This is a genomic window from Mobilicoccus caccae, from assembly GCF_030161635.1.
In the GTDB taxonomy this organism is placed as follows: Bacteria; Actinomycetota; Actinomycetes; order Actinomycetales; family Dermatophilaceae; genus Mobilicoccus; species Mobilicoccus caccae.
The window spans coordinates 986,754-1,013,217 of sequence record NZ_BSUO01000001.1 but is presented as its reverse complement, the minus strand read 5'-3'; the positions used below and the strand labels follow the sequence as shown (position 1 = coordinate 1,013,217).

The 26,464-nt window shown below is 71.4% G+C and carries 24 protein-coding genes and 4 pseudogenes; 13 read left to right on the top strand and 15 right to left on the bottom strand.

From position 1 onward, the window contains the following. Positions 1-113 precede the first annotated feature (113 nt). From QQK49_RS05020 to QQK49_RS04970, 11 genes and pseudogenes are all read right to left on the bottom strand, one after another. Positions 114-221: pseudogene (locus QQK49_RS05020) on the bottom strand (hypothetical protein); the annotation flags it as partial. A gap of 68 nt (positions 222-289) precedes the next feature. Further along, positions 290-1,477, bottom strand: a pseudogene (locus tag QQK49_RS05015) (histidine kinase dimerization/phospho-acceptor domain-containing protein); the annotation flags it as partial. A gap of 218 nt (positions 1,478-1,695) precedes the next feature. Continuing rightward, positions 1,696-2,372: pseudogene (mtrA, locus tag QQK49_RS05010) on the bottom strand (MtrAB system response regulator MtrA). A 321-nt stretch (positions 2,373-2,693) separates the two neighbouring features. Continuing rightward, a pseudogene (gene ahcY, locus QQK49_RS05005) lies at positions 2,694-4,138 on the bottom strand (adenosylhomocysteinase). A 197-nt stretch (positions 4,139-4,335) separates the two neighbouring features. After that, positions 4,336-4,995 (bottom strand): class F sortase, encoded by a 660-nt coding sequence (locus tag QQK49_RS05000; protein WP_284302991.1) that lies wholly within the window; start codon positions 4,993-4,995, stop codon positions 4,336-4,338. 7 nt (positions 4,996-5,002) lie between these two features. Further along, positions 5,003-6,619 (bottom strand): Ig-like domain-containing protein, encoded by a 1,617-nt coding sequence (locus tag QQK49_RS04995; RefSeq protein ID WP_284302990.1) that lies wholly within the window; start codon positions 6,617-6,619, stop codon positions 5,003-5,005. A gap of 278 nt (positions 6,620-6,897) precedes the next feature. After that, the gene (locus QQK49_RS04990; RefSeq protein WP_284302989.1) at positions 6,898-8,262 is read right to left on the bottom strand and encodes a mycothione reductase; all 1,365 of its coding nucleotides are present in this window, start codon (positions 8,260-8,262) and stop codon (positions 6,898-6,900) included. A 55-nt stretch (positions 8,263-8,317) separates the two neighbouring features. Next, positions 8,318-9,499, bottom strand: coding sequence for an SIS domain-containing protein (locus QQK49_RS04985; RefSeq protein ID WP_284302988.1), 1,182 nt, complete (start codon positions 9,497-9,499; stop codon positions 8,318-8,320). Positions 9,500-9,503: 4 nt separating this feature from the next. Then, entirely contained in the window at positions 9,504-9,719 is a 216-nt protein-coding gene (locus QQK49_RS04980) for a Trm112 family protein (protein ID WP_284302987.1), read from the bottom strand. Between the two features lie 46 nt (positions 9,720-9,765). Next, a complete protein-coding gene (locus tag QQK49_RS04975) occupies positions 9,766-11,184 on the bottom strand; it encodes a phosphomannomutase/phosphoglucomutase (RefSeq protein WP_284302986.1) in 1,419 nt (472 codons plus the stop codon). Positions 11,185-11,250: 66 nt separating this feature from the next. Next, on the bottom strand, positions 11,251-11,643 hold the full coding sequence (locus tag QQK49_RS04970) for a DUF3499 domain-containing protein (protein ID WP_284305826.1): 393 nt from the start codon (positions 11,641-11,643) through the stop codon (positions 11,251-11,253). An 83-nt stretch (positions 11,644-11,726) separates the two neighbouring features. Here QQK49_RS04970 and QQK49_RS04965 point away from each other — a divergent pair, with 83 nt between their 5' ends. Next, positions 11,727-12,167, top strand: coding sequence for a metallopeptidase family protein (locus QQK49_RS04965; RefSeq protein WP_284302985.1), 441 nt, complete (start codon positions 11,727-11,729; stop codon positions 12,165-12,167). A 113-nt stretch (positions 12,168-12,280) separates the two neighbouring features. Here the strand turns inward: QQK49_RS04965 and QQK49_RS04960 are convergent, their stop codons facing one another. Next, positions 12,281-12,547, bottom strand: a complete 267-nt coding sequence (locus QQK49_RS04960; RefSeq protein ID WP_284302984.1) for a WhiB family transcriptional regulator — start codon at positions 12,545-12,547, stop codon at positions 12,281-12,283. A gap of 393 nt (positions 12,548-12,940) precedes the next feature. On the opposite strand from QQK49_RS04960, the gene QQK49_RS04955 reads away from it, so the two are divergent. From QQK49_RS04955 to QQK49_RS04945, 3 genes are read left to right on the top strand one after another with little or no spacing between them, the layout of a single operon-like run. Beyond that, positions 12,941-13,948: a 2-phospho-L-lactate transferase CofD family protein gene (locus tag QQK49_RS04955; RefSeq protein WP_284302983.1), complete on the top strand. Its 1,008-nt coding sequence runs from the start codon at positions 12,941-12,943 to the stop codon at positions 13,946-13,948. Next, a complete protein-coding gene (locus QQK49_RS04950; RefSeq protein ID WP_284302982.1) occupies positions 13,945-14,742 on the top strand; it encodes a hypothetical protein in 798 nt (265 codons plus the stop codon). Before QQK49_RS04955 ends, QQK49_RS04950 begins: the two co-directional genes overlap by 4 nt. Next, on the top strand, positions 14,739-14,966 hold the full coding sequence (locus QQK49_RS04945) for a hypothetical protein (RefSeq protein WP_284302981.1): 228 nt from the start codon (positions 14,739-14,741) through the stop codon (positions 14,964-14,966). Before QQK49_RS04950 ends, QQK49_RS04945 begins: the two co-directional genes overlap by 4 nt. A gap of 118 nt (positions 14,967-15,084) precedes the next feature. Here the strand turns inward: QQK49_RS04945 and QQK49_RS04940 are convergent, their stop codons facing one another. Continuing rightward, positions 15,085-16,140 (bottom strand): DNA-3-methyladenine glycosylase family protein, encoded by a 1,056-nt coding sequence (locus QQK49_RS04940; protein WP_284302980.1) that lies wholly within the window; start codon positions 16,138-16,140, stop codon positions 15,085-15,087. A 173-nt stretch (positions 16,141-16,313) separates the two neighbouring features. Here QQK49_RS04940 and QQK49_RS04935 point away from each other — a divergent pair, with 173 nt between their 5' ends. After that, positions 16,314-17,084: a TIGR03089 family protein gene (locus QQK49_RS04935; RefSeq protein ID WP_284302979.1), complete on the top strand. Its 771-nt coding sequence runs from the start codon at positions 16,314-16,316 to the stop codon at positions 17,082-17,084. On the opposite strand, the gene QQK49_RS04930 is transcribed toward QQK49_RS04935, so the two are convergent. Next, on the bottom strand, positions 17,065-18,570 hold the full coding sequence (locus tag QQK49_RS04930; protein WP_284302978.1) for a peptidoglycan-binding domain-containing protein: 1,506 nt from the start codon (positions 18,568-18,570) through the stop codon (positions 17,065-17,067). The genes QQK49_RS04935 and QQK49_RS04930 overlap by 20 nt on opposite strands. Positions 18,571-18,849: 279 nt before the next feature. Between QQK49_RS04930 and QQK49_RS04925 the strand changes: the two genes are divergently transcribed. From QQK49_RS04925 to QQK49_RS04915, 3 genes are all read left to right on the top strand, one after another. After that, the gene (locus QQK49_RS04925; RefSeq protein WP_284302977.1) at positions 18,850-19,635 is read left to right on the top strand and encodes a CoA transferase subunit A; all 786 of its coding nucleotides are present in this window, start codon (positions 18,850-18,852) and stop codon (positions 19,633-19,635) included. Next, the gene (locus QQK49_RS04920) at positions 19,635-20,291 is read left to right on the top strand and encodes a CoA transferase subunit B (protein ID WP_284302976.1); all 657 of its coding nucleotides are present in this window, start codon (positions 19,635-19,637) and stop codon (positions 20,289-20,291) included. The genes QQK49_RS04925 and QQK49_RS04920 overlap by 1 nt, the downstream gene beginning before the upstream one ends. Positions 20,292-20,392: 101 nt before the next feature. After that, positions 20,393-21,340: an aldo/keto reductase gene (locus QQK49_RS04915; RefSeq protein ID WP_284302975.1), complete on the top strand. Its 948-nt coding sequence runs from the start codon at positions 20,393-20,395 to the stop codon at positions 21,338-21,340. A gap of 186 nt (positions 21,341-21,526) precedes the next feature. Here the strand turns inward: QQK49_RS04915 and QQK49_RS04910 are convergent, their stop codons facing one another. Further along, the gene (locus QQK49_RS04910; RefSeq protein ID WP_284302974.1) at positions 21,527-21,937 is read right to left on the bottom strand and encodes an ArsR/SmtB family transcription factor; all 411 of its coding nucleotides are present in this window, start codon (positions 21,935-21,937) and stop codon (positions 21,527-21,529) included. 82 nt (positions 21,938-22,019) lie between these two features. Between QQK49_RS04910 and arsB the strand changes: the two genes are divergently transcribed. From arsB to QQK49_RS04880, 5 genes are read left to right on the top strand one after another with little or no spacing between them, the layout of a single operon-like run. Further along, positions 22,020-23,108, top strand: a complete 1,089-nt coding sequence (arsB, locus tag QQK49_RS04905) for an ACR3 family arsenite efflux transporter (protein ID WP_284302973.1) — start codon at positions 22,020-22,022, stop codon at positions 23,106-23,108. Positions 23,109-23,151: 43 nt separating this feature from the next. Continuing rightward, on the top strand, positions 23,152-23,625 hold the full coding sequence (gene arsD / locus QQK49_RS04900) for an arsenite efflux transporter metallochaperone ArsD (protein ID WP_284302972.1): 474 nt from the start codon (positions 23,152-23,154) through the stop codon (positions 23,623-23,625). Beyond that, the gene (gene arsA, locus QQK49_RS04895) at positions 23,565-25,424 is read left to right on the top strand and encodes an arsenical pump-driving ATPase (RefSeq protein WP_284302971.1); all 1,860 of its coding nucleotides are present in this window, start codon (positions 23,565-23,567) and stop codon (positions 25,422-25,424) included. The genes arsD and arsA overlap by 61 nt, the downstream gene beginning before the upstream one ends. Beyond that, complete coding sequence (locus QQK49_RS22585) at positions 25,421-26,248, top strand: arsenate reductase/protein-tyrosine-phosphatase family protein (protein ID WP_348536087.1); 828 nt, start codon at positions 25,421-25,423, stop codon at positions 26,246-26,248. Before arsA ends, QQK49_RS22585 begins: the two co-directional genes overlap by 4 nt. 11 nt (positions 26,249-26,259) lie before the next feature. Then, positions 26,260-26,448 carry a low molecular weight phosphatase family protein gene (locus QQK49_RS04880; RefSeq protein ID WP_284302970.1) on the top strand — a complete coding sequence of 63 codons (189 nt, stop codon included), beginning with the start codon at positions 26,260-26,262 and terminating at the stop codon, positions 26,446-26,448. The last annotated feature ends 16 nt before the right edge of the window (positions 26,449-26,464 follow it).

The window sequence follows — 26,464 nt, the reverse complement described above, 5'->3', positions numbered from 1 at the left end:
ACGATGACCGGCGGTTCGAGCGGGACCGGGGAGCTCTCGAGGTCGGCACCTGCGGTGCGCGGCAGCGTGAGCCGGAACCGGGCGCCGGTGCCCGGCTCGCCCCAGGCCTGCAGCCAGCCGCGGTGCAGGTGGGCGTCCTCGAGGGCGATGGCCAGGCCGAGGCCGGTGCCGCCGGTGGTGCGTTTACGGGAGGGGTCGGCGCGCCAGAACCGGTTGAACACGAGGTCGGCCTCCCCGGTTTCAGGCCGATGCCCCGGTCGGCGACGACGATCGCCACGGCGTCGTCGTCGGAGCCGAGTTCGATGGTGACCGGGCGGCCCTCGCCGTGTTCGATGGCGTTGACGAGCAGGTTGCGCAGGATCCGTTCGATCCGGCGCGGCTCCACGGCCGCCTCCCGGGGCACCTCGCCCCCGACGACGAGGACCTCACTGCCCCGGGACACGGCGAGTTGTTCGGCCCCGACGATGGCCCTGGAGACGATGTCGCGCAGGTCGACCCGCTCCAGATCGAGGACGGCGCCGCCCGCGTCGAACCGGCTGATCTCCAGCAGGTCGGCCAGCAGCTCCTCGAACCGCTGCACCTGCGCGTACAACAGCTCGGTGGACCGCGCGACGACGGGGTCGAACCCGTCCCGCTGGTCGTGGATGACCTCCGAGGCCATGTGGATGGTCGTCAGCGGCGTGCGTAGTTCGTGGGACACGTCGGAGACGAACCGTTGCTGCACGCGGGAGAGGTCCTCGAGCTGGCGGATCTGTTGTTGCAGGTGTTCGGCCATGTCGTTGAACGCGGTGGCGAGGCGGGCGATGTCGTCCTCGCCGCGGACGAGCATCCGTTCGTTGAGGTGACCGCCGCTGAGGCGTCCGGCGACCTCGGAGGCCTGACGCAGAGGGTCGACGACGAGGCGGGTGACGATGAAGGCCACGAGCCCGAGGGTGGCGACGATGGCCACCGATCCGACGAGGAACACCCGCCAGATGACGACCATGAGGCGCTCTTCGCGGGCCATCGGGTAGATGTAGTACAGCTCGTAGGGGCCGGCCTCGGGGATGACGATCTGGGTGCCGACGACGACCGCCGGCACGTCGGGTTGATCGCCCACGGGCAGGGGCACGATCTGCACCTGCTGGTGTGTGGGGTCGTCGGAGATGGCCTGGCGCAGGTCCTCGGGCATCATCTCGGGCGGGTAGCTGGTGTCGAACGCCACGATGGCCGCCGGGCCGGATCGGTTGGAGGGGGACCGGTTGAGGGTGATTTCGCGGTTCTCGTTCTCCTCCTGGCGTCCGATGACGTCGTGGGTGGAGGTGAGGAACTCCTCGGCGTCGGCCTGGTCGTGTTCGTCGAGGACGCGGCGCAGGTCGGCGGCGCTCTGGGCGGCGTCGTTCTGGGCCATCTCCATGCGCGCGGAGACGAGCCCGTCGGCGATGCGGCCGTAGAGGAAGGACTGCAGGGTGACGGTGAGGACGGTCCCGATGAGCATCGTCGTGAGTACGACGCGGAACTGCAGGCTGGTGCGCCAGAGTCCGCGGGCGCCCCGCCAGAGGCGCGCGGCCGCATCGGAGAGGCGCGTGAGGAATCCGCGGATTCCGGAGGTGCGACGCGTTCCGGTGGTGGGGTCACCGGTCGCGGCGGCGGGTGTGGGGTCGTGACCGTCGGCGACCGGGCCGTCGCCGTCTTCGGCCGCCGGGGCGAGCATGCTCAGGCCGGGCCGGCCTTGTACCCGACGCCGCGGACGGTGAGGACGATCTCGGGGTGTTCGGGATCTTTCTCGACCTTGCTGCGCAGCCGCTGCACGTGGACGTTGACGAGGCGCGTGTCACCGGCGTGGCGGTATCCCCAGACCTGTTCGAGGAGGACCTCGCGGGTGAACACCTGCCAGGGTTTGCGGGCGAGGGCGACGAGGAGGTCGAACTCGAGGGGGTGAGGGACAGCGCGACGCCACCGCGTTTGACGGAGTGGCCGGCGACGTCGATGGTGAGGTCGCCGATGGTGAGGCGTTCGGGTGCGGGGTCTTCGCCGCGGCGGAGTCGGGCACGGACGCGCGCGATGAGTTCTTGGGGTTTGAAGGGTTTGCTGACGTAGTCGTCGGCGCCGGATTCGAGGCCGACGACGACGTCGACGGTGTCGGTGCGTGCGGTGAGCATGATGATGGGCACGGGGCTCTCGCCGCGGAGGCGTTTGCACACGTCGATGCCGTCCATGCCGGGGAGCATCACGTCGAGGAGGACGAGGTCGGGGCGGGTCTCTCTGAAGACTCCGAGGACTTCGGATCCGTCGGCGACGTGGTCGACGTCGAAGCCTTCGTTGCGCAGGACGATACCGAGCATCTCCGCGAGGGCCAGGTCGTCGTCGACGACGAGTACGCGTGCCTTCATGAATCTCCTCCGCCGGATGTTCCGGCTCGATCTTACCTCCCGGCAGCCGCCCAGATCCCGACCCGGACGGCGTGGCATCCATCGGAACGGCGACGGGCCCCCGACTTCCGAGAAAGTCGGGGGCCCGAATGCCATACCGAACGCCGGTCCCAGGCCAGACCCGAAAGGCCAGGCTCGAACCCACGGCGACCACCTGAGGCCGCGTGAGCGGCCCGGAAAACCGTCGAGCGAAGCGAGCTTGGTTTTCCGGAACGTCCAGAGCGCGCGAGCGAAGCGAGCCCTGTGCAGTTCCGGGGGTACACGGGGCGGAGCCCCCGTGCGTCAGTAGCGGTAGTGGTCCGGCTTGTAGGGGCCGGCGACGTCGACGCCGATGTAGGCGGCCTGTGACTTGGTGAGTTCGGTGAGTCGGACGCCGAGGGCGGAGAGGTGGGCGCGGGCGACCTTTTCGTCGAGGTGCTTGGGGAGCACGTAGACGCCGGTGGGGTACTGCTCTTCCTTGCCGGCCTTGGTGAAGAGTTCGATCTGCGCGATCGTCTGGTTGGCGAAGGAGTTGCTCATGACGAAGCTCGGGTGGCCGGTGGCGTTGCCGAGGTTGAGGAGGCGGCCTTCGGACAGGACGATGATCGAGTTGCCGTTCTCGAAGGTCCATTCGTGGACCTGGGGCTTGATCTCGGTCTTGGTGACGCCGGGGAGCTTGGCGAGGCCGGCCATGTCGATCTCGTTGTCGAAGTGGCCGATGTTGCCGACGATGGCCTTGTTCTTCATGCGGGCCATGTGGTCGGCGGTGATGACGTCGTAGTTGCCGGTGGTGGTGACGAAGATGTCGGCGTCTTCGACGACGTCTTCGAGGGTGGCCACCTGGTAGCCCTCCATCGCGGCCTGGAGCGCGCAGATGGGGTCGATCTCGGTGACGATGACGCGGGCGCCTTGGCCGCGGAGGAGTCGGCGCAGCCCTTGCCGACGTCGCCGTAGCCGCAGACGACGGCGACCTTGCCGCCGATGAGGACGTCGGTGGCGCGGTTGATGCCGTCGATGAGGCTGTGGCGGCAGCCGTACTTGTTGTCGAACTTGCTCTTGGTGACGGAGTCGTTGACGTTGATCGCCGGGAAGAGGAGTTCGCCGTCGCGGTGCAGCTCGTAGAGGCGGTGCACGCCGGTGGTGGTCTCTTCGGTGACGCCCTTGATGTGGGTGGCGACCTCGGTCCACTTGTCGGGGTTCTCCTCCATCGTGCGACGCACGAGGGCCTTGAACACGCTGAACTCCTCGGAGTCCTCTTCGGTGGTGGGGGGCACGCCGCCGGCCAGCTCCCACTCGCGACCCTTGTGCACGAGCATCGTGGCGTCGCCACCGTCGTCGAGGATCATGTTGGCGAACTCGCCGCCGGGCCAGGTGAGAATCTTGTCGGTGCAGTTCCAGTACTCCTCCAGCGTCTCGCCCTTCCAGGCGAAGACGGGGACGCCCTGGGGGTCCTCGGGGGTGCCGTTGGGGCCGACGACGACTGCGGCGGCCGCCTCGTCCTGGGTGGAGTAGATGTTGCAGGAGGCCCAGCGGACCTCGGCACCGAGGTCGATGAGGGTCTCGATGAGGACGGCCGTCTGCACGGTCATGTGCAGGGAGCCGGCGATCTTCGCGCCGGCGAGGGGGGCCTTGCCCGCGTACTCCTCGCGCAGGGACATGAGGCCCGGCATCTCGTGCTCGGCGAGGCGGATCTGGTGTCGGCCGGCTTCGGCCAGGGACAGGTCGCGGACCTGGTGTTCCACAGTCATGTGCACTCTTTCGTGGGTCGATGTCAGATCGGCCCCGGCGACGCCCTTCTGGGCCGGGACGGACCGCTCACCCGTGTCGGGAAGCCGGTCGTCACGCAGCGGGTCATCACCCACGCCGGAACTGGCGCCAGTCTATCGCCCCGGCGTCTCGCGCCCCACGCCCCTTGCGCGCGACGGGCACGTCGGGCCGGGGTGCCTCAGCGTGCGGGCGTGGCCCAGGCGATGACGTTGTCGCGGTAGCCGCGACCGGTCGCGGTGTCGACCACGGGCCCGCCGCAGGTCACGACGGCGAGGCGCCGCGGCCCGGTCGCGGAGAAGTCGGGCAGGTCGTCCTTGCCGCGGACCTCGAGGGCGTCGACCCGCCAGTGCTCGACGCCTCCCCCGGCACCGACGAGATCGATCTGCGTGCCGGGACTCACCTCGGCGAGGTCGTGCAGGGCGCCGAGATCACCCCGCATGTCGACGTGTCCGGCGATGACGAGGACGCCGTCCGGCGCGGCGCTCGCCTCCCCTGTCTCACCGGCGGTCCAGGATCCGAGCACGGCCGGGTCACCGGGGACGACGAGTTCGCCTGTGGCCGTGACCGACTCCGCCCGGACCGCGGCGTCGACGCCCAGCGCGGGGATCCGCAGCCGCGCCGGTTCGAGGACGACGGGATCCGGGGTCGGATCACTCGTCGAGGTGGACGACCCGATGGCGACCGTCTCGGCGGCGCGGTGGTCGAAAGTGGTCGTGGGGACGGGCGCCGCGGGCGGCGGAACCAGACCCCACCCCGCCAGGCCGAGTCCGGCCGCCACGCCGACACCGAACACCGCCCGGAGGACGCTCCGGGCGGTGACGGGTCGTGGTGCGGGCACGCCCGGCTCAGCTCTCGGCGGACGTGCGGCGCCGCGAGAGCGCGAGGAGTCCGATGCCGCTCACCAGGGCGATCGCGCCGCCGGCGCCGGCGACCTTCGGGTTCATCCCCTCGGCCGGAACACCGCTGTCGATCCGCGTGGGACTGGCCGGCGCGACGGTCCGCGGCGTGGCGGCCGGAGCGGGCGTCGTGCCCGGGCTCACGGTCACCGTGGTCGTGGCGGTGGGCGTGGTCGTAGTCGTGGTCGGCGTGGGGGTGGCCGCTCCCGGCAACGTCACCGTCGTGGTCGGCTCCGCCGGAAAGCCGGGCACCGTCACCGTCGGATCCGGCGTACCGGAAGTGGTGGGAGCCGGCGCCCCGGGCAGGACGATCGTCGTCGAGGTGGCCGTCGGCGTGATCGACACCGGCGGAGCGGGTGTCACCGTCACGTCCACGTCGACATCGACGTCCACCGGCGGCGCGGGCGCAGTGACCGTCGTCGTCGGCGCAGGTGAGCCGGGCAGCGTGACCGTCACGGTGGGCTCCGACGTCACCGTCGGAGCGGGTGAGCCGGGCTGGGTGACCGTCACGGTCGGCTCTGGGGTCGTCGGCTCCGGCGTGGTGGGCGTAGATGTCGTCGGCTCGGACGTGGTCGGTGTCGGGCTCGCCGGGGTCGTCGTGGTGGGGCCGGGTGTGGGAACCTCACCCGTCCCGTCGCCACCACCGCCGGCGCGGACGACCTGGTCGACCGGCAGTTCGGCCGTGCCCCACAGGCGCACGAATCCGGAGTTGCGGTACTCCTCCAGGGTGGTGTCGGTGACAGCGGACTCACCGAGCAGCCGGAACGCGCGGCCGATCTCGTCGGTGGTCGGCTTCACGGTCACGCTGACCTGGTTCGGGCCGCACTCGAGGTTCCAACGGTCCTCGGCGACGAACGTCGGATCGGCCCAGGACCCGTCGCGAGTGCCCGACCACACCGACACCGCCTCGCAGTCGATCTCCTGGCCGGGGCCGGGGGTGTCGACGATCTGGTAGGTCGAGCCGACCATGTTCTCCTGCACGACGGGCCCGTCGATGGCCCAGAGGAAGCGGTCCTCACGCTCGCCGGCGTCGTCGGTCTCCCACCGCTGCCATTTGAGCGCACTGCGCGGGTCGTCGGGGCCGGGCGCCTCGACCGTGATCGTGTCGGTGAAGGTCGTGGACCCCACTTCGAACACCAGCGACAGGTCGTCACCCGGTTCGACGGCCGAGGTGAACCGCACCCAGAACCACGCCGACCCGTGAACGCCGGTGTGCGTCTCGGCGTAGTCGGTCATCGTGAAGGTGACCAGCTCGCCGTCGACGTCGGCGTTCGCGACGACGTTGCCGCTCGCGTCCTTCAAGCCGAACCGGAGTCCGTCGGTGGCCTGGAGCTGCTCGGGCAGCCTCAGGGTGAACGTGTCCCCGGCGTCGGTGCCGTCGGGCACCTTCCAGTCGAGCTGGAGTCGCATCTGGGACCAACTGGTGGCGAGGGTCTCCTCCAGGCGCACGTCGGTCACGGCTCCGGGGACCTCGGCCGCCTGGGCCACGGTGAGTCCGGCGCCGGCACTGCACGCAGTGAGGACGACGGCGCCGCACAGGCGCAGGGAACGGGTGGAGGGGAACATCGTCAGGCTCTTCTCTGTCGCGGGCGACGCCCCGACCCGGTCGGCCGAGTACGTCCACCGCTGCGATCGTATGAACGCACAGGCATCGGAGAAGCGGCCAAAATGTCTGAGTCGCTTAAGTTTTCGGCCAAGAATCCCGGCAAACCGCCCGCAGATACGCCACGTCACCCGCACCCGGCGATCCCCCGGCCCCTCCCTGACCGGTCCCCCGAACCGGCTCGGACCGCCCCCACGTGGAGGCGGTCCGAGACGCGATGTCGGGCGGTGCGAGCAGAGGGTCAGACGCCGAGCAGGGCGTTCTCCAGGACCTCGGTGAGGGCGGGGTGGATCCACATCTGGCGGGTGGCGGTCTCCTGCGCGGTCCACCCGGCGTTCATCGCCTGGATCGCGGGCTGGATGACGATGGACGCCTCGTGACCCATGATGTGGACCCCCAGCAGGCGGCCCTCCGGCGAGGCGAGCACCTTGCAGAACCCGGTCCGGTCCTCCATCGCCCAGCCGTAGGCGACGTCGGCGTACTCCTGCACCTTGACCCGGTAGGGGACGCCGGCCGCGTCGAGTTCCTCCTGCGTGGCGCCGACCGCGGCGATCTGCGGGTGCGTGAACACGGCCTCGGGCACGAACGCCTCCTCGTACGAGCGCAGGTCGTCGGGGTGGACGAGGTTGTGCGCCACCACGCGGGCCTCGTGGTTGGCGACGTGCTTGAGTTGGTAGTCCGAGGACACGTCCCCGAGGGACCAGATGCCCGGCACCGACGTGCGGCCGTGCTCGTCGACGACGATCCGGCCGTCGGCGTGCTGGGCCACGCCCGCGGCGGGCAGGTCGAGATCGTCGACACTCGCCGCGCGTCCCGTGCAGACCAGGAGCAGCGCGTCCTTGACCACCGAGTCGTCGGTCAGCGCGACGTCGACCCGGTCCGCACCGGCCGTGGTCAGGGAGGTGACCTGCGTGCGCAGTCGCACGTCCCACGAGTCCGTCGCCACCTCGGTGAACCGCCGGGACACCTCGCCGTCGAGATGCCGCAGGAAGTGCTCGCCCCGCACGACGAGGGTCACCTCCACACCGAGGGAGGAGAAGACGTGCGCGAACTCGGTCGCGATGTAGCCGCCACCGATGATGACCATGCGTTCGGGCAGCTCGTCGATGCGCATGACCGTGTCGGAGGTGTGGAAGGGGACCCCGGCCAAGGCGACCTGCTCGGGGACGACGGGGTGCGACCCGGTCGCGACGACGATCTGGTCGCCGCTCACGGTCGCGGTACCGCCGTCGTTCAGCGCGACCTCGAGGGTGTGGGCGTCGACGAACCTCGCCCGGCCGAGGTAGGCGTCCGTGTGGTCGGACTCGAGGCGGTAGCGACGTCCGCCGTCGGAGATCGGGTCGATGCGCCCGAACACCCGGTCGCGGATGTCACGCCAGCGGACGCCGTCCACGTGCGCGTCGACGCCGTAGGTGCTCGCAGACCGGATCGTCGCGGCGACCTCCGCGGCGTACACGAACATCTTGGTCGGGATGCAGCCGACGTTGAGGCAGGTGCCGCCGAAGAGTCCGGATTCGATGACGGCGACGCGCTTGTCGTCGAAATCCGGGGTGACGAGCGAGTTGCCGGAGCCGGTGCCGATGATGACGAGGTCGTAGTGGTCCACCTCTTCAGGCTACCGAGCCGGTCGTGGGCTCCGCGCACGGCTGCGGGGAGCCCGCTCAGCGCTCGCTGGTGTGATCGCGCAGGGCGGCGATGTGGCGCGACACGGCCGGGTCCATGCCCAGACCGATGGCGAGGTAGGTCGACATGAAGTCGGTGCGGGCGATGAGTCCGGCGAGGCGGGTGAGCGGATGACCCGCCTCCGCCTCGATGGTCGCGACCCTCGCCCCCGCGTCGCCGGCGGTGTCGAGCACGGCCTCGGTGAGCACGGCCAGGTCGGCCATCTGCGGTGAGGTGATCTCGCCGACGTGATCGCGCAGCATGAGCAGCCCCAGCCGCGGTTGGGCGGGCCCGTCGAGGAACGGGTCGGCGAAGATGTCGTCGCCGCGGCGGGCGCCGATGCCCTCGCCTCCGCCCGCGGTGAACGGGCCGTCGAACGTGGCGACCACCTGGGAGGCCGCGTCGGGCAACTCCCCGTGGGTGGCCGGCAGGCGCGCGGTGCGCGCGAGCATCGAGGCCGCCCGAGTAGCCGCGACCCCACCCAGCGGGCCGTCGCCGAGGACGACCGGCACCGTCTCGGCGAGGGTCAGGGCCAGGCTCTTGGCGGGGTTGACGAACGACTCCGAGGACGGACGGCAGCCCTCCGCCTCCTCGTCCAACCGGTCGGCCGTGGCCGAGATGTCGGCGTCGCTCAACTCGAAGAGGCCCAGGTCACGCGCACCCACGAGCACCGGGACGAGCAACGACCAGAGGGCCGTGCGGGAGGACAGGCGGTCGCGCCCGACATCGACGTGGACTCCCCGCGCCCGCTGGGAGACGGCGGCCAGCGGCGAATCCGCCGCACCCACGGTGAGCAACTGGGCGCCACGACGCGCCGCCTCGACGGCGACGGCCAGCGGACCGGCGGCGCGCCCCGACAACGACACGGCCACGACGAGGTCGAGCGGTCCGACCCAGCCCGGCAGAGGCACGTTGCGGCACACCGAGACCGGCACCGGCGAGGTGGGCTCGGCCAGCAGATCGAGGACGTCGGCGACGACCGCCGAGCCGCCGAGGGAGGCGACCAGGACCGACCTCGGCCGATCGCCCCGCGCGAGCCGGGCCGTGTCGGCCTCGGCCGACAGCGACAACGCCTCGCGCACCTGGGCGCCCGCCGTCGCGAGCGCCCGCAGCGAGCCCCGGCTGTCACAGGCGCGCAGGTGATCCTGGTCGTCCAGGCGTTCCTCGTCGAGGTAGCTCATCGCGTCAGGAGATCGTCCTGGCCTCATCGGCCAGCAGCACCGGGATCGCGCCCTCGACGCGGTAGGCGCGGCGGACTCCCTGCGCATCGGCCTCGACGGCCTGCAGCTCGGGCGTGCCGTCGGGGGCCACGCCGTCGACGAGCTCCGAGCCCGTCACCGGGCAGCGCAGGATCTCCCGCAGCCACGGGGCGATGGGGGCGGAACCGGCGGACTGGGTCATGTCTACTCCTGGATCGGGGTGGATGAGGTGGGTGAGGCGGGCGGGGTCAGGAACCCTGGCGGATGAGACCCAGGACCTCGTCGCGGACCCGGGTCAGGGTGTCGACGTCCTGCGCCTCGACGTTGAGCCGCAGCAACGGCTCGGTGTTGCTCTTGCGGATGTTCAGCCACCACATCGGGCCCGTGACCGAGCCGAGGGTGAGGCCGTCGAGGTGGTCGGTGGTCGCGTCCTGCGGCGCCCAGGCGAGCACGCGCTCGAGCGCGGCGGGGACGTCCTCGACGCGGGAGTTGATCTCGCCGGAGGCCGGGTAGCGGTCGTACTCCGCCACGAGTTGGGAGCAGGGCGCGTCCTGCTCCCCCAGCGCCGTGAGGACGTGCATCGCCGCGAGCATGCCGGTGTCGGCGAACCAGAAATCGCGGAAGTAGTAGTGCGCGGAGTGCTCACCGCCGAAAACGGCTCCCACGCGGGCCATCTCGGCCTTGATGAACGAATGCCCCACGCGGGTGCGCACCGCGCGGGCGCCGTGCTCGGCGACGACCTCGGGGACCGCGCGGCTCGAGATGACGTTGTGGACGATCGCCACGTCCTGCGCCGCGACGCCCTGGGCCACCTCCTTGCCGATCTCTCGTGCAGCCACCAGGGCCGTGATCGCCGACGGGCTGACCGGCAGACCGCGCTCGTCGACGACGAAGCAGCGGTCGGCGTCGCCGTCGAAGGCCAGACCGATGTCGGCGCCGTGCTCGAGGACCGCGGCCTGCAGATCGCGCAGGTTCTCCGGCTCGAGCGGGTTGGCCTCGTGGTTGGGAAAGGTGCCGTCCAGATCGAAGTACAGCGGGACGATCTCCAGCGGCAGATCGGCCAGCACCGAGGGAACGGTGTGCCCGCCCATGCCGTTGCCGGCGTCGACCACGACCTTGAGCGGCCGCGAACCCGACAGGTCGACGAGTCCGCGCAGGAAGGCGCCGTAATCGGCGAGCAGATCGCGCTCCACCACGGCGCCCGGCTCGAGGGTCGACCCGTCCGGCACCTCGGGCTCGGCGCCGTCACAGATCGCCTGCGCGACGGCGGTGATCTCGGCGAGGCCGGTGTCCTGACCCACGGGACGAGCCCCGGAGCGACACATCTTGATGCCGTTGTACTGCGCGGGATTGTGGCTGGCGGTGAACATCGCCCCCGGCAGATCGAGCGCGCCGCTGGCGTAGTACAGACCGTCGGTCGAGCACAGGCCGATGAGGGTGACGTCGAACCCGTTGGCGCGCGCCCCCTCGGCGAAGGCCCGCGAGAGTTCGGGTGAGGAGGGCCGCATGTCGTGACCGACGACGATGCCCCTCGCGCCGTCGGGAGCCGCGACGACCCGCGCGAACGCGGCGCCGATGGCGCGGGCGACGGAGGCGTCGAGCTGCTCGGGGACGAGTCCCCGGACGTCGTAGGCCTTGATGAAGTCGGACAGGCGGGTCTCGTTCACGCAGGCCAGCCTAATCGGTGCCGGGGTGGGAGCCCACCACGCCGGGTGGCGGCGGGCGGTGGCCCGTCAGGACCGGCCCTCCCGCAGGACCCTCAGATGGGAGACGCGGTGGCCGCCGAGGCCGTCGGTCCCGTTGCCGTCGGCACGGGCCTGCTCGTCGTGCTCGAGCCCACCGAGCCCGGGCAGCGGCGGCGAGACGACCCCGCGCTCCTCACGCACGGCGTCGGCCACCGCGAGCAGGTCGTCGCCGTCGGCGGGCTCCTCGAAGTGCATGGAGAGCCGCAGCAACTCCCAGCCCTGGGGGGCGGTGAGCCGCTCGGCGTGGAAGGCGCACAGGTCGTAGGTGTGCGGCTCGGCGAACGTGGCGAGGTGTCCGAGGACAGCGGTCTGCTCCGCGTACACGTACGTCAGGGTCGCCACGGCGGATCGCCCGCAGGCCGTTCGAGAACACCGTCGCATCAGACTCACGCCCCCGAGAGTAGCGTCCCGAGGCGCCGATGCGCGGCGCTCCACGCCGGGAACCACGCCGTACAGTGGCGGCCATGAGCCGCCGTCCGACCCGATCCCTGAGTCGACGCGACCGGCGCGGTCGCGGGGTGCGCGGCCCGTTGGTGTGGCCGCCGGTGCCGTCGATGACCTCGCGTTCGGAGATGTTCGACGACCTCGTCCTCGACGCCGTCGAACGCATCGAACGGCGCGTCGCCTCCGGAATCGGTGACATCGAGTTCGCCGTCGAGCTCGTGCCGCCCTCGGACCCGACGCCCTTCGAACCCGAGCAGGTCCCCCTCAGCCGCCTGTTCCCCTCCGAGCGGGGGCTGCCGGCGCGGATCGTCCTGTTCCGCAGGCCGATCGAGACCCGTGTCGACGACCCGCGCGACCTCGCGGTCATGGTCAACGACATCGTCGTCGAGCAACTCGCCGCGGCGCTCGGGGTCGAACCGACGACCCTCGATCCGGGGTACCGGGACCAGGACGAGTCCTGACGCGCTTGCGCCGGACGACCTGAGACGCCGGAACGACCCGAAACGCCGAACGACTGCGGCGAGGGACCGATGTCCCCCGCCGCAGTCGCTCGAAAAGTGTGTCTGCTCGTCCGTCAGACGGCGCGCTTGCGCAGCTTGCGACGCTCCCGCTCGGACAGCCCACCCCAGATGCCGAACCGCTCGTCGTGCTCGAGGGCGTATTCGAGGCACTCGGCCCGCACCTCGCACCCGACGCAGACGCGCTTGGCCTCACGGGTCGAGCCGCCCTTCTCGGGGAAGAACGCCTCCGGGTCGGTCTGAGCGCACAGCGCCCGGTCCTGCCAGGAGAGTACGGTCTCCTCGACGGCATCCGAACTCGCGATGAGCAGTAGTTCGTTCATGGCCCCTCCTGGTTCCGGTCTGCTGCTAGGCCGTGCCGCCGAAGCGGCCGCCGGCGCCGTGGCCCCTCCCCCAGGAACCGCTCCGACCGGGAATGAAACCATCTGGGTTTCATCCTCCGACGCGGAGAGCGACGACACGCAGAATTACACGCGTGTCATCCCGGGAAGTCAAGCCGGTGATGCTTAGCCTGTAAGGCTTTCGTTCCTGAACGTATGACCTGGTCAAGTGATCCATAAGCCGATTTCGCGGGCCTCGCCTGTGGTCAGTGTGGCGCCCCTGATCGGGCCGTGACCTCACCGGCAGCCGGCTCGAGAACGACCCATCGGAGACGCCCCGACCATGCCCGTCGGACACCGGCGGCGACCGGAGTGACCGATGACAGACTGACCTCCATGCAGCTCACCGCACTCGCCTGTGGTCCCGGCGGTCAGCACGTCGTCCGCGGCCTCGTCGACCTTCTCACGACATCGCAGGCCTCGTCGGCCACGTCGCCCGCGGGCGCCGAGGGCTCGGCGACCCCTGTCGTCACCGACCACCCCGACCCGCCTGTGGAGCTCACCGTGATCGGGTGCACCTCGGAGGACATCACCCTCTGCGGGCTCCGGTTCTGTCCCGATCTGGACGCCGTTGCCGCGCTCGTCGGCCCGAGCTTCGACGGTGGCGGCGCCGGCGACGACCGGGAGTCTCACGCCGTCTACGAGCGGCTGCGACGGCTCGACGCGGCACCGGAGTGGTACCCCCTCGACGACGCCACCTTCGCCGCCGCCATCGCCCGCAGCCGGTGGCTGGGGGCGGGGCTCACGCTGACCGAGGTCTGCGCGCGGATGACCGGCCCGGGGCCGGTGCGCCTGGTGCCCATGAGCGACTCCCCCATCGAGGCGCACGTCGTCCTCGAGGGCGAGGGTGAGCGACGCGGGGTCCACGCCCTGGAGTGGGCGGCTCGGAGGGAGAGGTCGGAGGCGCCCGTCGGCGTGACCGCCGCGGGGCTCGGCTCCGCCCACCCGGCGCCCGGAGTGCTGGACGCCGTCCGGTCCGCCGACGCGGTGATCGTCCCGCTGACGATGCCCGTCACCGGCCTGGGCGTCATGCTCGGCCTGCCGGGCCTGCGCGACGCCCTGCGCGGAACCACGGCCCCGGTCATCGGGGTGAGCCCGGCGCTCCTTCCGCCTCGTGGGGGTGAGGAGGAGACGCTCACAACTCTGAACCTCGACTACACCTCCAGAGACATGGCCCGCCTGTTCGAGGACATCCTCGACGGGTATCTCGTCCCCGAGGACGAGCCGGCCGACCTCGATCTGGGGCGCTCCGACATCACGCTCGCCGGGTGCACCTCGGACCCGCGGGCGATCGCGGACGACGCGATCTCCCTGGCAGGACGCCTCGCAGGAGGCCGCCGGTGACCACCGACCGGCCGGAGAACCTCGACGACACGGTGAGGGTCGAGGAGTCGGCCGCTGCCGAGAGCACCGTTCTGCGGCCGCTCACCGGCGCCTCCCCCGAGGAGATCATCGAGGCCGCCCGGCGAGCGCGCGTCTCCGCAGGAGGACCGGCCGTCCTCGTCGTCGACGCCGCCGCGATCGGACCCCGGGTGCCGACCCGACACCGGGTCGTCGAGGTCGTGCGACGCGGTGGAGCGGTCGTCGCCGAACTCCTCGACGAGGCCGGGATCAGACGGCTCGTCCGCGTCGGCGAGGCCGAACTCCTCGATGCCGGAGCCACCGTCACGACGGCCGACCCGCAGCTCGCCTTTCCTCCCGAGGACCCGCAGCAGGCAGCGGCGGACCTCTGGACCGTGCTCGGCGACGAGGGGATCGTGGCGGTGCTGCTCGCCTCGCGGGCCACACCGACCGGAGTGCCGGTGATGCTCGCGCAGCACGGGATCGCCGCCCCGGCGACCGCGGCCGTGCTGTCACTGACGGACGCCCCGGCCGTCCTCATCACGGGTCCGGCGGCCGCTGCGTCGGCGCCCGCTGCGCAGGCGTCGGGGATTCCGGCCACGGCGAACGGCGACGACTGGACCGGACGCTACGAGTCGGCGCGGGCCGCGCTCGGCGTGCAACCGGGGACCGCGGAGGCGATCGAGGTCGGCCTGCCGACCGGCGGGGAACTCCGGACCCCGTCGAGGAGCGCGTGGCGCGCGCCTGCCGGTTGGCGTTGCGCCCGTTCGCCGAGGTGTCGCAGTGGCATCCGGTGAGACGACGCGTCTCGACGACGATCGACCCCTCGCGAGTCGCGGCGACAGTGCTGCAGGTCGGGGTCCGTCTGGACGCCCCCGACGACCTGACCCTCGGCACCGCGATCGGCCGCCTCGTCGCTGCCCTCGCTCTCGAGGGCGTCCTGAGCACCCCGGTGAGCCATGACGCGACACCAGAGGGCACCAGCGCACTGGTCGCCTTCCTGGGGGACACAAGCACCTGAAACTGGAGAGCGACGTCCGGACCGGAGGCCCCAAGGGCAGGCTCAGGAGGTCGGTGCACTTCCTGGTCGAGAGGGGTTGCCGTGGCGTATCCGGCGGAGATGCGCAGGTGGCCCGGGGTCAGCGGCGCACGACGGAGGGGGTGTGGGTACGCACTGACATGCGCGGACCTCGGCGGGGTCGGTGGATACCGCCCAGCTCGATGAGGCGCTGCACCCGGTAGCGGTGTCCCGCATACGGTTCGAGCAACTCGGCCAGTGCGTGGTCGTCGATCTGCTCCCCGAGCAGCGCCCAGCCGATGTTCTTGGCGACGTGGTAGTCGCCGAAGCTGACGGCATCGGCGTCACCGAGCGCCCGGTGCAGCACCTCCGAGGCCGTCCAGACCCCGATCCCCCGGATCGACTGCAGCCGGCGGCGGGCCGTGACCGCCCCGAGAGTCACGGACTCCTCGAGACGGCCGGCGCGCGTGGCGGCGCGCAGGACGGTCTCGGCGCGGCTGCCGTCGACTCCCGCCTTCGCCCATTCCCAGGAGGGGATCCGGCTCCACCCACGTGGGGTGGGCGCGAGGACCAGGCCGAACGGGCCGGGAGCAGCCTCCCCGTGGCGACGCACGAGATAGCGGTAGCCGCCGAACGCCTCGGTGCCGGTGACGAGTTGCTCGAGGACGGCCGGGACCAGCGACTCCATCACCAGACCCGTGCACGGCACGCGCCAGCCGGGGTGACGCCGCCAGAGCGTGGCCACCACGTCGTGCCGCGGGACGAAACCGGACACGTCGTCGTCGGCGCCGAGGATCACCGGGGTCCGATCGCACACCCACTCCGCGCCAGGACCCCAGGCCGACACCACGACCTCACCGTCGGCGGGCCGGGTCGCGAACCGGACCGTCACGTCACCGGCCGGGGTGCGCCACGCCTTGGCGAATCCGTCGCCGAGCCGGCGCCACGTCGGGTCTCCCGAGCCGCGCCGCATGCCGCCGAGCGTCGCCCCCAGATCCACCGGCCTCCCCGGCCGCCACACGCGCTCCGCGTCCGGGCCTGGAGGGGTGTCATGAACCGAGGCGTCGTGGGCGGGGGCGTCGGCAGCGGACGCGTCCGAGGCGCCCGGCACCGGGTCTGCGTCAGGAATGAGATCGGCGGCGTCTCCGGAGCGGTGGTGGGGTCGGTCGATGCTCACGACGCCGCGTCCCTCCCCTCCTCGCCCCGGAGATCCGATCTCGGACAGTGGGCGAGGACGAGACCGTAGCGCGTGCGCGGCTGTTTCGGACATTCCCTGCTGTCCGAGGCGTGTCTGGTCGGCGCGTCCCGTTCGTCTTGCTCTTCGTGACCTCCGTGACGTAGCAAGGGGTCATGCCTGCAGCCGTCCGTCCGGACTCCCTCGTCAGCCTCCTGCGCTCCGGGGAGTCGGCCCGCCCTCGCCTCATCTGGTACGCCCCCGGCGAGCGCATCGAACTCTCCGGTCGCGTGCTCGCGACGTGGGCCTCCAAGGTGGCCGACCTCCTCCAGGAGGACCTCGACGCCGAGGTCGGCACGCGCGTGCTCCTCGTGGGAGCCCCGCACTGGCGGTTGCTCGCGTGGGCTCTCGGCACGTGGACCCTCGGCGCGACCGTCGTCGTCGACGAGTCGGGTGAGAGCGCCACCGACGTCACTGCAGGCATCGACGTCGCTGCCGACATCGTCGTGGCCGACGGGTCCCGCATCGCCGCCGGTGAGTTCGACACCACCACGCCGGACGCCGTCGTCGCGCTCACCCGTGCGGCGTTGGCCCGCACGAGTCCGGTCGCGTTGCCGCCCGGGGTGATCGACGAGGCGGCCGTGCTCCTCACCTACGCCGACGAGATGGAGCCCTACGACAGTGCGAGCGCGGACGATCCGGCCGTGACCGGCTCGATCGACCTCACGTACGGCGAGCTGGTGTCGCCGGCGAGCGATGCGCGGGTGCACCTGTCGGCATCACTCCCCCTGCCCGAGGTGCTGCGCGCCGCCGCCTCGACCTGGGCGGCGGGCGGCTCGATCGTCCTCACCGACCCGCAGTGGGAGGCCGAGCAGGGCGGCGATCCCGGCTCCGGTGCGTTCGCCGACGTCCTCGCGAGCGAGGGTGTCAGCGCGCCGCGTGACTGATCGCGCGCCACGTGGCGGCGTCGACGACACCCGTGGCCGGCAGGCCGTACCGCGCCTGCACCCCGCGCACCGCCTGGGCCGTGCGCGGACCGAACTGCCCGTCCGCCCCGACCTTGAGCGCCCGCTGCAGGGCGACGACCCCGGGGCCCTTCGAGCCTGATCGCAGCGTCGTGCCGGTGTAGCCGAGCCAGGGGTAGCGCGTCAGTTCGACCCGGTTCCAGGTGCGCAGGTCGACCACGCCCGTCTGCGGCAGCTTCCACCGCGCCTGCACGCGCTTGACGGCAGCGACCGTCGCCGCGTCGTGACGGCCGGTGACACGCACGCCCAGGGTGCTCTGCAGTGAGCGGACGGCGGTGCCCGTGGCGCCGGCGCGCAGGACCGTGCGCTTGTGCGCGGCCAGGGGCCGGACGACCGCGGCGGGAACCCGCAGCGTCGTCGTGGGGCGAGAGGTCCTCGGCGGTGAGGCGACCGGGGGGCGCGTCGTCGTGGACGGCGTCGTCGGAGCGGGCGTCGTCGGGCCGGGAGACGTGACGGGCGGAGCGGTCACGGCCGAGGGCACGAGCCGGTTCCACGTGGCCTTGTCGAACGCGCCGGTCTGCGGCAGCCCGGAGCTGCGCTGGTAGGCGAGCACCGCGCGCTGGGTGCCCGAGCCGAAGACGCCGTCCGCGGTGATGCCGAGGGCGCTCTGCCCGCGCTTGACGTTCGTCGCGTCCCGGGAGCCGATGGCCACGACCGGCAGCGTCGAGGGCGGCGCGGCAGGAAGTCCGCCGGCGCACGACTTGGTCCGCACGCCGGTGTACAGCGGCGCAGGCTGCCCGGCGTACACCCGGCACGTCCCGACGTCGCGGGTCGTCACGGCCCGGCCCGTCCACCAGGAGGTGCGCGCCATGGCGCCGTCCCAGGTGAGCGAGATGTGGATGTGGTCGGTGTGCGGGCTGGCGCCGGTGTAGGGCGTCCAGCCGCGCTCGGGGGCGTAGGCGCGCCAGGTCTTGCGGTTCCAGATGACGTACTGGATGCCCAGGCGCCGGGCCATCGCGCCGTCCGCGGCCACCAGCTGGGTGAGGAAGGCATCGGCCACCGCCGCGTGGGCGGGATTCGCCGCATCGAGCATCCAGTCGACGGCGCGCCCCTCGTGGTGCTCGCTGGTGGATCCGTTGCAGTAGCGCGACACCCCGAAGTAGCCGGTGCCGTAGGTGTCGACGAGGAGCCGGCCGAGCCGGGTGGATCCCGGGCGGTCGACGGGGTCGCACGACACCCCCGCCTGATACGTGGGCCGCGCGTCGAGCGCGGCGGGCAGCGACACGGCCGGGCGCGGCACCGCCGTCACGGCCTGGGCGAGGGTCACCTGGGACACGCCGGCGGACGGACCCCGAAGGACCAGATCCTCGTCGGCGTGGCTGTCGTCGGCGAAGGCCGGTGGGGCGCCCGTGGCGAGCGTGACTCCGACCAGGGCGAGGGTGAGCAGGCGTCGAGCGGCGGTGGACATGTGAGGTCTCCGGGAGTTCGGCGGCGCATGGCAGGTGAGACGCCTGCTGCGGTGACCGTCCCGGCCACCTTGCGGGGGATGTCTTCATCGTCGGCCGGGCGGCGTCGTTGCTGAGTAAAGGACCGCGTCGGAGGGTGTGCGGATCGCCCCTTCACCCCGTCAGCGACAGGTCAGGTGCGTCAGGGCGGCGACACGGGAGACCCCCGGGGCGCGCCACCGTCCGAACCGGCTTCGACCTACCGCCTGAGCCCGCCGCGGCGGATGGATAGAGTCGCGTGCATGGACAAAGTCGTCAGCAGCGCGGCCGAAGCGGTCGCCGACATTCCCGACGGAGCGATGCTGTCGGTCGGAGGTTTCGGCCTCTGCGGCATCCCCTCCACCTTGATCTCCGCCCTCCACGACTCCGGCGTCTCCGAGTTGTCGATCGTCTCCAACAACTGCGGCGTCGACGACTGGGGCCTGGGCATCCTGCTCCGCGACAAGCGGATCCGGCGCATCCAGGCCTCTTACGTCGGTGAGAACAAGGAGTTCGAGCGGCAGTACCTCCACGGCGAGTTGGAGGTCGAGCTGACTCCCCAGGGCACCCTGGCCGAGAAGATGCGGGCGGGCGGCTCCGGCATCGCGGCGTTCTACACCCAGACCGGGGTGGGCACGTGGGTCGCCGAGGGTGGCCTGCCCCTGCGGTACGGCAGCGAGGGCGAGGTCGTGCTGACCTCACCGCCCAAGGACACCAAGGTGTTCGAGTGGGACGGCGAGGAGAAGACGTTCGTGCTCGAGGAGTCCATCACCACGGACTTCGGGCTGGTGCGCGCGTGGAAGGGTGACCGGCACGGCAACCTCGTCTTCCGCACGGCCGCCCGCAACTTCAACCCGCCGTGCGCCATGGCGGGACGCATCACCATCGCCGAGGTCGAAGAGCTCGTCGAGCCCGGCGACATCGACCCGGACGACGTGCACCTGCCGGGCATCTTCGTCCAGCGTGTCGTCGCCCTCACCCCCGAACAGGCCGCCGACAAGCGCATCGAGAAGCGCACCGTCCGCGAGCCGAACGAAGGAGGCAAGTGATGGCACTCTCCCGTCAGCAGATGGCGGCCCGCGCCGCCAAGGAGCTCAAGGACGGCGACTACGTCAACCTCGGCATCGGGTTGCCCACGATGGTGCCGAACTACGTCGACGACGACGTCGAGCTGGTCCTGCAGTCCGAGAACGGTCTGTTGGGTGTCGGCGCCTACCCGACGGAGGACGCGGTCGACCCCGACCTCATCAACGCCGGCAAGGAGACGGTCACCCTGCGCAAGGGGGCCTCGATCTTCGACTCGGCCACGAGCTTCGGCATGATCCGCTCGGGCAAGGTCGACGCGGCCATCCTCGGCGCCATGCAGGTGAGCGTCCGCGGCGACATCGCCAACTGGATCATCCCCGGCAAGATGGTCAAGGGGATGGGCGGGGCGATGGACCTCGTCCACGGCGCCAAGAAGGTCATCGTGCTCATGGAGCACAACGACAAGAAGGGCGGCGCGAAGATCATGGAGCAGTGCACCCTGCCCATCACGGGCCTGGGTGTCGTGCAGCGCATCATCACCGACCTCGGCGTCATCGACGTCACCGAGGACGGTCTCGTCCTGCGTGAGCTCGCCGAGGGCGTCACCGAGGAGGAGATCAAGGAACGCACGGGCGCGCCACTCACGGTCGACCTGCAGGCGGCGCCCGAGGTCATCTGAGACCGACACGGGCGCATCACCGCTCGTCGACGGGCCCGGGGACTCCCCGGGCCCGTCCGCCGTTGTCGGGGCCCTCGACGCGTCGGACTACGGTGTGAGCCATGGCATCTCCGGCTGATCTCGTGCTCGGCACCATGTACTTCGGCACCCGCACCGACGAGGCGACGTCGTTCGCGCTGCTCGACCGGTTCGTCGAGGCCGGCGGCCGCACGCTGGACACGGCGAACTGTTACGCGTTCTGGCAGAGCGGGACGGGCGCGGGCGGCACGAGCGAGACCGTCATCGGGCGGTGGCTGGCGAGCAACCCCGGCCTCCGGGAGGAGCTCGTCATCGCGACCAAGGTCGGTCAGGAGCCGGTGACGCCAGGCGAGTTCTCCGTCGTCGAGGGTCTGGCGCCCGAGGTGGTCGCGCGCGAACTCGACCGCAGCCGTGAGCGCCTCGGCGTCGACGTGATCGACGTGTACTGGGCGCACGGCGAGGACCGCGGCACCCCACTGGAGGACGTCGTCGCCGCCTTCGGCGGGGCCGTGCGTGAGGGGGTCGTGCGCCGCATCGGCCTGTCGAACCACCCGACGTGGCGGGTCGAGCGGGCTCGGGGCATCGCCGCCCGCGACGGTTGGGAGCCGTTCTCGCTGCTGCAGCTCACGACGTCCTACGTGCGTCCGCGGCCTGACGTCGTCGTACCAGGCAAGGATCACCGCTTCGGATTCGTCACCGACGAGACCGTCGACTACCTGACCGAGAACCCGGACCTGGAGCTGTGGGCCTACTCACCGCTGGTGCAGGGCAGTTACGACCGGCCCGAGCGCCCGTTCCCGCAGGAGTACGACCACCCCGGGACGACGCGGCGCCTTTCCGCGTTGAGCGACGTGGCCGATCGTCTGGGCGCGAGTCGTGGTCAGGTCGTCCTCGCGTGGTTGCTGGCCTCTACTCCCGTCGCCCGCCCGATCCTCGGCGTGAGCTCGCTCGACCAGCTGGACCAGGCCCTGACGGCCGCCGAGCTGGACCTCTCCCCCGACCTCATGGCCGACCTCGACGGCGTGTCCTGACAGCAGGCCGACAACGCGTCCTCCCTCAGCAGCCCCTTCACGATGCGGCCGACGACGCGCCCTGTCTCGGCGGCTGAGGTGCACACGTGCACGGCGGGGCCGCTCGAGTCGTGCGTGTCGTCGGGCAGGATCGTGCACCGGCTCAGGATCCGGTGGGTGACGGTCGCGCCGCGTTCCGGTCGATGGTCAGCAGCAGCGTGCGTCGCCGATGGACGTGCCGAGGTAGTCGCGGGCCACGTCGAGCACCTTGGGGACGACGGCGTAGTGCGCCCACCGCCCCCGCTGCTCACGGGTGATGATGCCGGCCGCGGTGAGTTTCTTGAGGTGGTGGCTGAGCGTCGGCTGGCTGATGCCGAGACGATCGGGCAGGTGACAGGCGCAGACCGTGCCGCCCTGCGCCGACGCGAGGTAGCCGACGAGACGCACCCGGGTGGGGTCGGAGAGCGCCTTGAAGACCGCGGCGAGGCAGGCGGCTCGGTCGGCCTCCATCAGCGCGTCGTCGGACGCGGCGCAGCACGTGTCGTCGATCCCGGGTGCGGCCGCCGGCGCCGTGGCGGGGGCGGACGCTCGGGAGGCGGGAGCGACGTGGGCGGTCATGCTCCCACCGTACGCCCACTGATTGACACTCATCAATACATGGTTCAAGATTCGTATCGACAACCGTCGATGAGAGGTTCCGATGACCAGCACCGCGACATCCGCGCCCGTCGCGCAACGCCTGTCCACGCTCGACCGCTTCCTGCCCGTCTGGATCGGGGCCGCGATGGTCGCCGGGCTGCTGCTCGGCCGGCTCGTCCCGGGCCTCGGCGAGGCGCTGGCCGCCGTTCAGCTGCAGGGGGTCTCACTCCCCATCGCCATCGGCCTGCTCGTCATGATGTACCCGCCGCTGGCCAAGGTGCGCTACGACCGCCTCGGCACCGTCACGGGCGACGCGCGGATGCTCGTGAGCTCCCTCGTGCTCAACTGGCTCGTCGGCCCCGCACTGATGTTCGCCCTCGCCTGGCTCCTGCTGCCCGACCTGCCGGAATACCGCACCGGCCTCATCATCGTCGGGCTGGCCCGCTGCATCGCGATGGTCATCATCTGGAACGACCTCGCGTGCGGCGACCGGGAGGCGGCGGCCGTCCTCGTCGCGCTCAACTCGATCTTCCAGGTGTTCATGTTCGCGGTCCTCGGCTGGTTCTACCTGTCCGTGCTGCCCGCCTGGCTCGGGCTCGAACAGGCCGCGCTGGACGTGTCGATGTGGCAGATCGCGGTGAGTGTGATCATCTTCCTCGGCATCCCGCTGCTCGCGGGGTACCTCTCGCGCACGATCGGCGAGAAGCGCTGGGGCCGCGAGGGATACGAGAACCGATTCCTGCCGAGGATCGGCCCGTGGGCGCTCTACGGTCTGCTGTTCACCATCGTCCTGCTCTTCGCCCTCCAGGGTGAGGAGATCACGAGCCGCCCGCTCGACGTCGTCCGGATCGCGCTGCCGCTGCTGGCCTACTTCGGCATCATGTGGGGCGCCGGCTACCTGCTCGGCCGCGCGGTCGGGATGACGTACGAGCGGACGACGACCCTGGCCTTCACCGCCGCCGGCAACAACTTCGAACTCGCCATCGCGGTGGCCATCGCCACCTTCGGCGCCACCTCCGGGCAGGCCCTCGCCGGGGTCGTCGGACCCCTCATCGAGGTGCCCGTGCTCGTCGGGCTCGTCTACGTCAGCCTGTGGCTGCGCCGCCGATTCCCGCACACGACCGACACCCCGTCGACGACGCACCGCTGACACCCACCACGCAGGCCACCCGAGAGCTCATCAGGAGGTCATCATGCCTGCGATCCACGTCTACGAACCCGCTCTGTGCTGCAACACCGGCGTGTGCGGCCCCGACCTCGACCAGCGGCTCGTCACGTTCACGGCCGACCTGGATCACGTCGTCGACGCCGGTGGCGAACTGCAGCGACACAACCTCGCGAATGACCCCCAGGCCTTCGCCGAGGACGAGACGGTCCGCTCGTTCCTCCAGGTCGCGGGCTCGGCCGGGCTGCCGCTGACCCTCGTCGACGGAGTGACCGTGCTGACCGGGCGCTACCCCGACCGGGGCGAACTCCTGCGGTGGGCAGGGCTGTCCGCCGACGCGGCCGACACCTCGAACGGCCAGGACAGCACGCACCGCGATCTCGGCCTCACCGCGGCCGGCGCCGACGACGGGTGTTGCTCCTCCACCGACGAGGACTCGGCATGCTGCTCCCCCTCGCCGGCGGCCTCGGCACCCGGCACCTCCACGAGCGGCTGCTGCTGATGTCTGCGCCCTTCCTCGACGATCTCCCCCGGTTCGTCTTCTTCACCGGCAAGGGCGGAGTGGGCAAGACGTCGTTGGCGTGCGCGACGGCTGTCGCGCTCGCCGAGCAGGGCCGACGGGTCCTGCTGACCAGTACCGACCCGGCCTCCAACGTCGGCCAGGTGTTCGGGGTGAGCGTCGGCAACCGCATCACCCCCGTCCCGGACGTCCCGGGCCTGTCCGCGCTCGAGATCGACCCCGAGCAGGCTGCCGAGGCCTACCGTGAGCGGATCATCGGCCCGGTCCGCGGGCTGCTGCCCGAGCCGGAGATCGCGTCGATGACCGAGCAGCTCTCCGGGTCGTGCACCACCGAGATCGCGTCGTTCAACGAGTTCACCGGCCTGCTCGGTGACACCGAGGACACCCGCGGGTTCGACCACGTCGTGTTCGACACCGCCCCCACCGGCCACACGATCCGCCTGTTGCAGCTGCCCGGCGAGTGGACCGAGTTCCTCGACCGGGGCAAGGGTGACGCCTCCTGCCTCGGGCCCATGGCCGGGCTCGAACGGCAGCGGACCGAGTACGCCCGTGCCGTCGAGGTCCTCGGCGATCCGGCCCTCACCCGCCTCGTGCTCGTGGCCCGGGCGCAGCCGAGCAGCCTCGCCGAGGTGGCCCGCACCAGTGCCGAACTCGCCGACGTCGGGATGCGCGAGCCCCACCTGGTGATCAACGCGCTCATGCCGGAGACGGGCAGCGGCGACCGGCTCGCCACCGCACTCCGCGAGCGCGAACAGCGTGCGCTGGCCGAGTTGCCCGGGCCGCTCGCCGGGTTGTCCCGCACCGAGATCGGCCTCCTGCCCGTCGACACGATGGGTGTCGACGCCCTGCGCCTCCTGCTCGCGAACCCGGCGGAGACCAGCCTCGGGGCTCCGTCGGTCCGCACCTCTGCCGAGCCCGCCGCCGCTACGGACGATGCCTCCCTGCCTGACCTGGTGGACGCCATCGAGGCCGACGGGAACACCGGTCTCATCATGTGCATGGGCAAGGGCGGGGTCGGCAAGACGACGATCGCCGCCGCCATCGCCGTGGCGCTGGCCGCCCGCGGCCATCGAGTGCACCTCACGACGACCGATCCGGCGGCGCATCTGACCCGCGCCCTGCCCGAGGCCGTCGAGGGGCTCGAGACCTCGAGGATCGATCCCGAGCAGGCGGTGGCTGACTACCGCGGCCGCATCATGGCCACCCAGGGCAAGGGTCTGGACGATGCCGGACGCGCGGTGCTCCAGGAGGACCTCCGCTCCCCCTGCACGGAGGAGATCGCCGTCTTCCAGCAGTTCTCCAAGGCGGTCGCGGCCTCCCGCAGGCACTACGTCGTCATGGACACGGCCCCCACCGGGCACACCCTGCTCCTCATGGACGCGACCGGCTCCTATCACCGGCAGATGGCGCGTCAGATGGGTGCGGCGGCCCACTACACGACCCCGTTGATGCGCCTGCAGGACCCGGCGCAGACCAAGGTCGTCATCGTCACCCTGCCCGAGACGACCCCCGTGCTCGAGGCGACGGACCTCCAGGACGACCTGCGTCGCGCGGACATCGAGCCGTGGGCCTGGGTCGTCAACCACAGCCTGTTCGCCGCCGCCCCGACCGATCCCCTGCTGACCGCGCGGGCCGCCGCCGAGACCGGCCCCGTGGGCACCGTCTACGACCAGGCACGCCGTGTCGCGATCGTGCCCGCGCTGGCCGACGAACCCGTCGGGGCCGCCGCGTTGCTCGCCCTGAGCACGTCCTCGATCGTCGACCTCCAGGAGATCCCATGAGTACTCCCTCCGTCCTCTTCGTGTGTGTCAAGAACGGCGGCAAGTCGCAGATGGCCGCCGCCCTCATGCGACAGATCGCCGGGGAGGCGATCACCGTCCATTCGGCCGGCACCAGGCCCGGCGGCTCCCTCAACAAGGCCTCGCGCGCAGTGGTGGAGGAGGTCGGCGCGTCCATGGAGGGCGAGTTCACCAAGCCGATCGACCCCGCCCTGCTCGACTCCGTCGACCGGGTGATCGTGCTCGGCACCGAGGCCGTCATCGAGCGCCCCGGCACCGCCCCGATCGAGGTGTGGGAGACCGACGAGCCGTCGACGCGCGGCATCGAGGGCGAGGAGCGCATGCGGCTCATCCGCGAAGACGTCTTCGCGCGGGTGACGGCACTCGCCCTCGACCTCACCGGGCAGCCGGCAGGGCATGCCGAACGTTATCAGGCCGTGGCGGACGACCTCGTCCGTCGCTTCGAGGGCGTGTTCGACGAGGCGTCCGTGCGTGCAGCGGTCCGTGGCGCTCACGCGGCCCTCGCACCGACCAACACGGTGCCCACCTATCTCCCGGTCCTGGTGGAACGGTTCGCCAAGGAGCAGTTGGTGGCGCGAGCCCAGGCGGAGGGGCGTCAGGCCAAGCCGTTGCCGGAGCTGCTCTTCGTCTGCGTCCACAACGCGGGCCGCTCGCAGATCGCGGCCGCCTTGGCCCGGCACCTCTCCGGCGGCCGGGTCAACGTCCGGTCGGCCGGCTCCCAACCGACCGGGGAGATCAATCCGGTGGCGGTGCAGGTGCTCGCCGAGCGTGGCATCCCCTGCCCGACGCCTTCCCCAAGCCGTTGACGCGGGACGTCTTGCTGGCAGCCGACGTCGTCATCACCATGGGATGCGGCGACGAATGCCCCTACCACCCGGGACGGCGCTACGAGGATTGGCCCGTCGCCGACCCCGAGGGTGCCGATCTCGTCACCGTCCGCGAGATCACCGACGACATCCAGGTGCGCGTCACCCACCTCCTCGGCGACCTGCTGAACGGCCGCTGACATCACCCACCGAAGG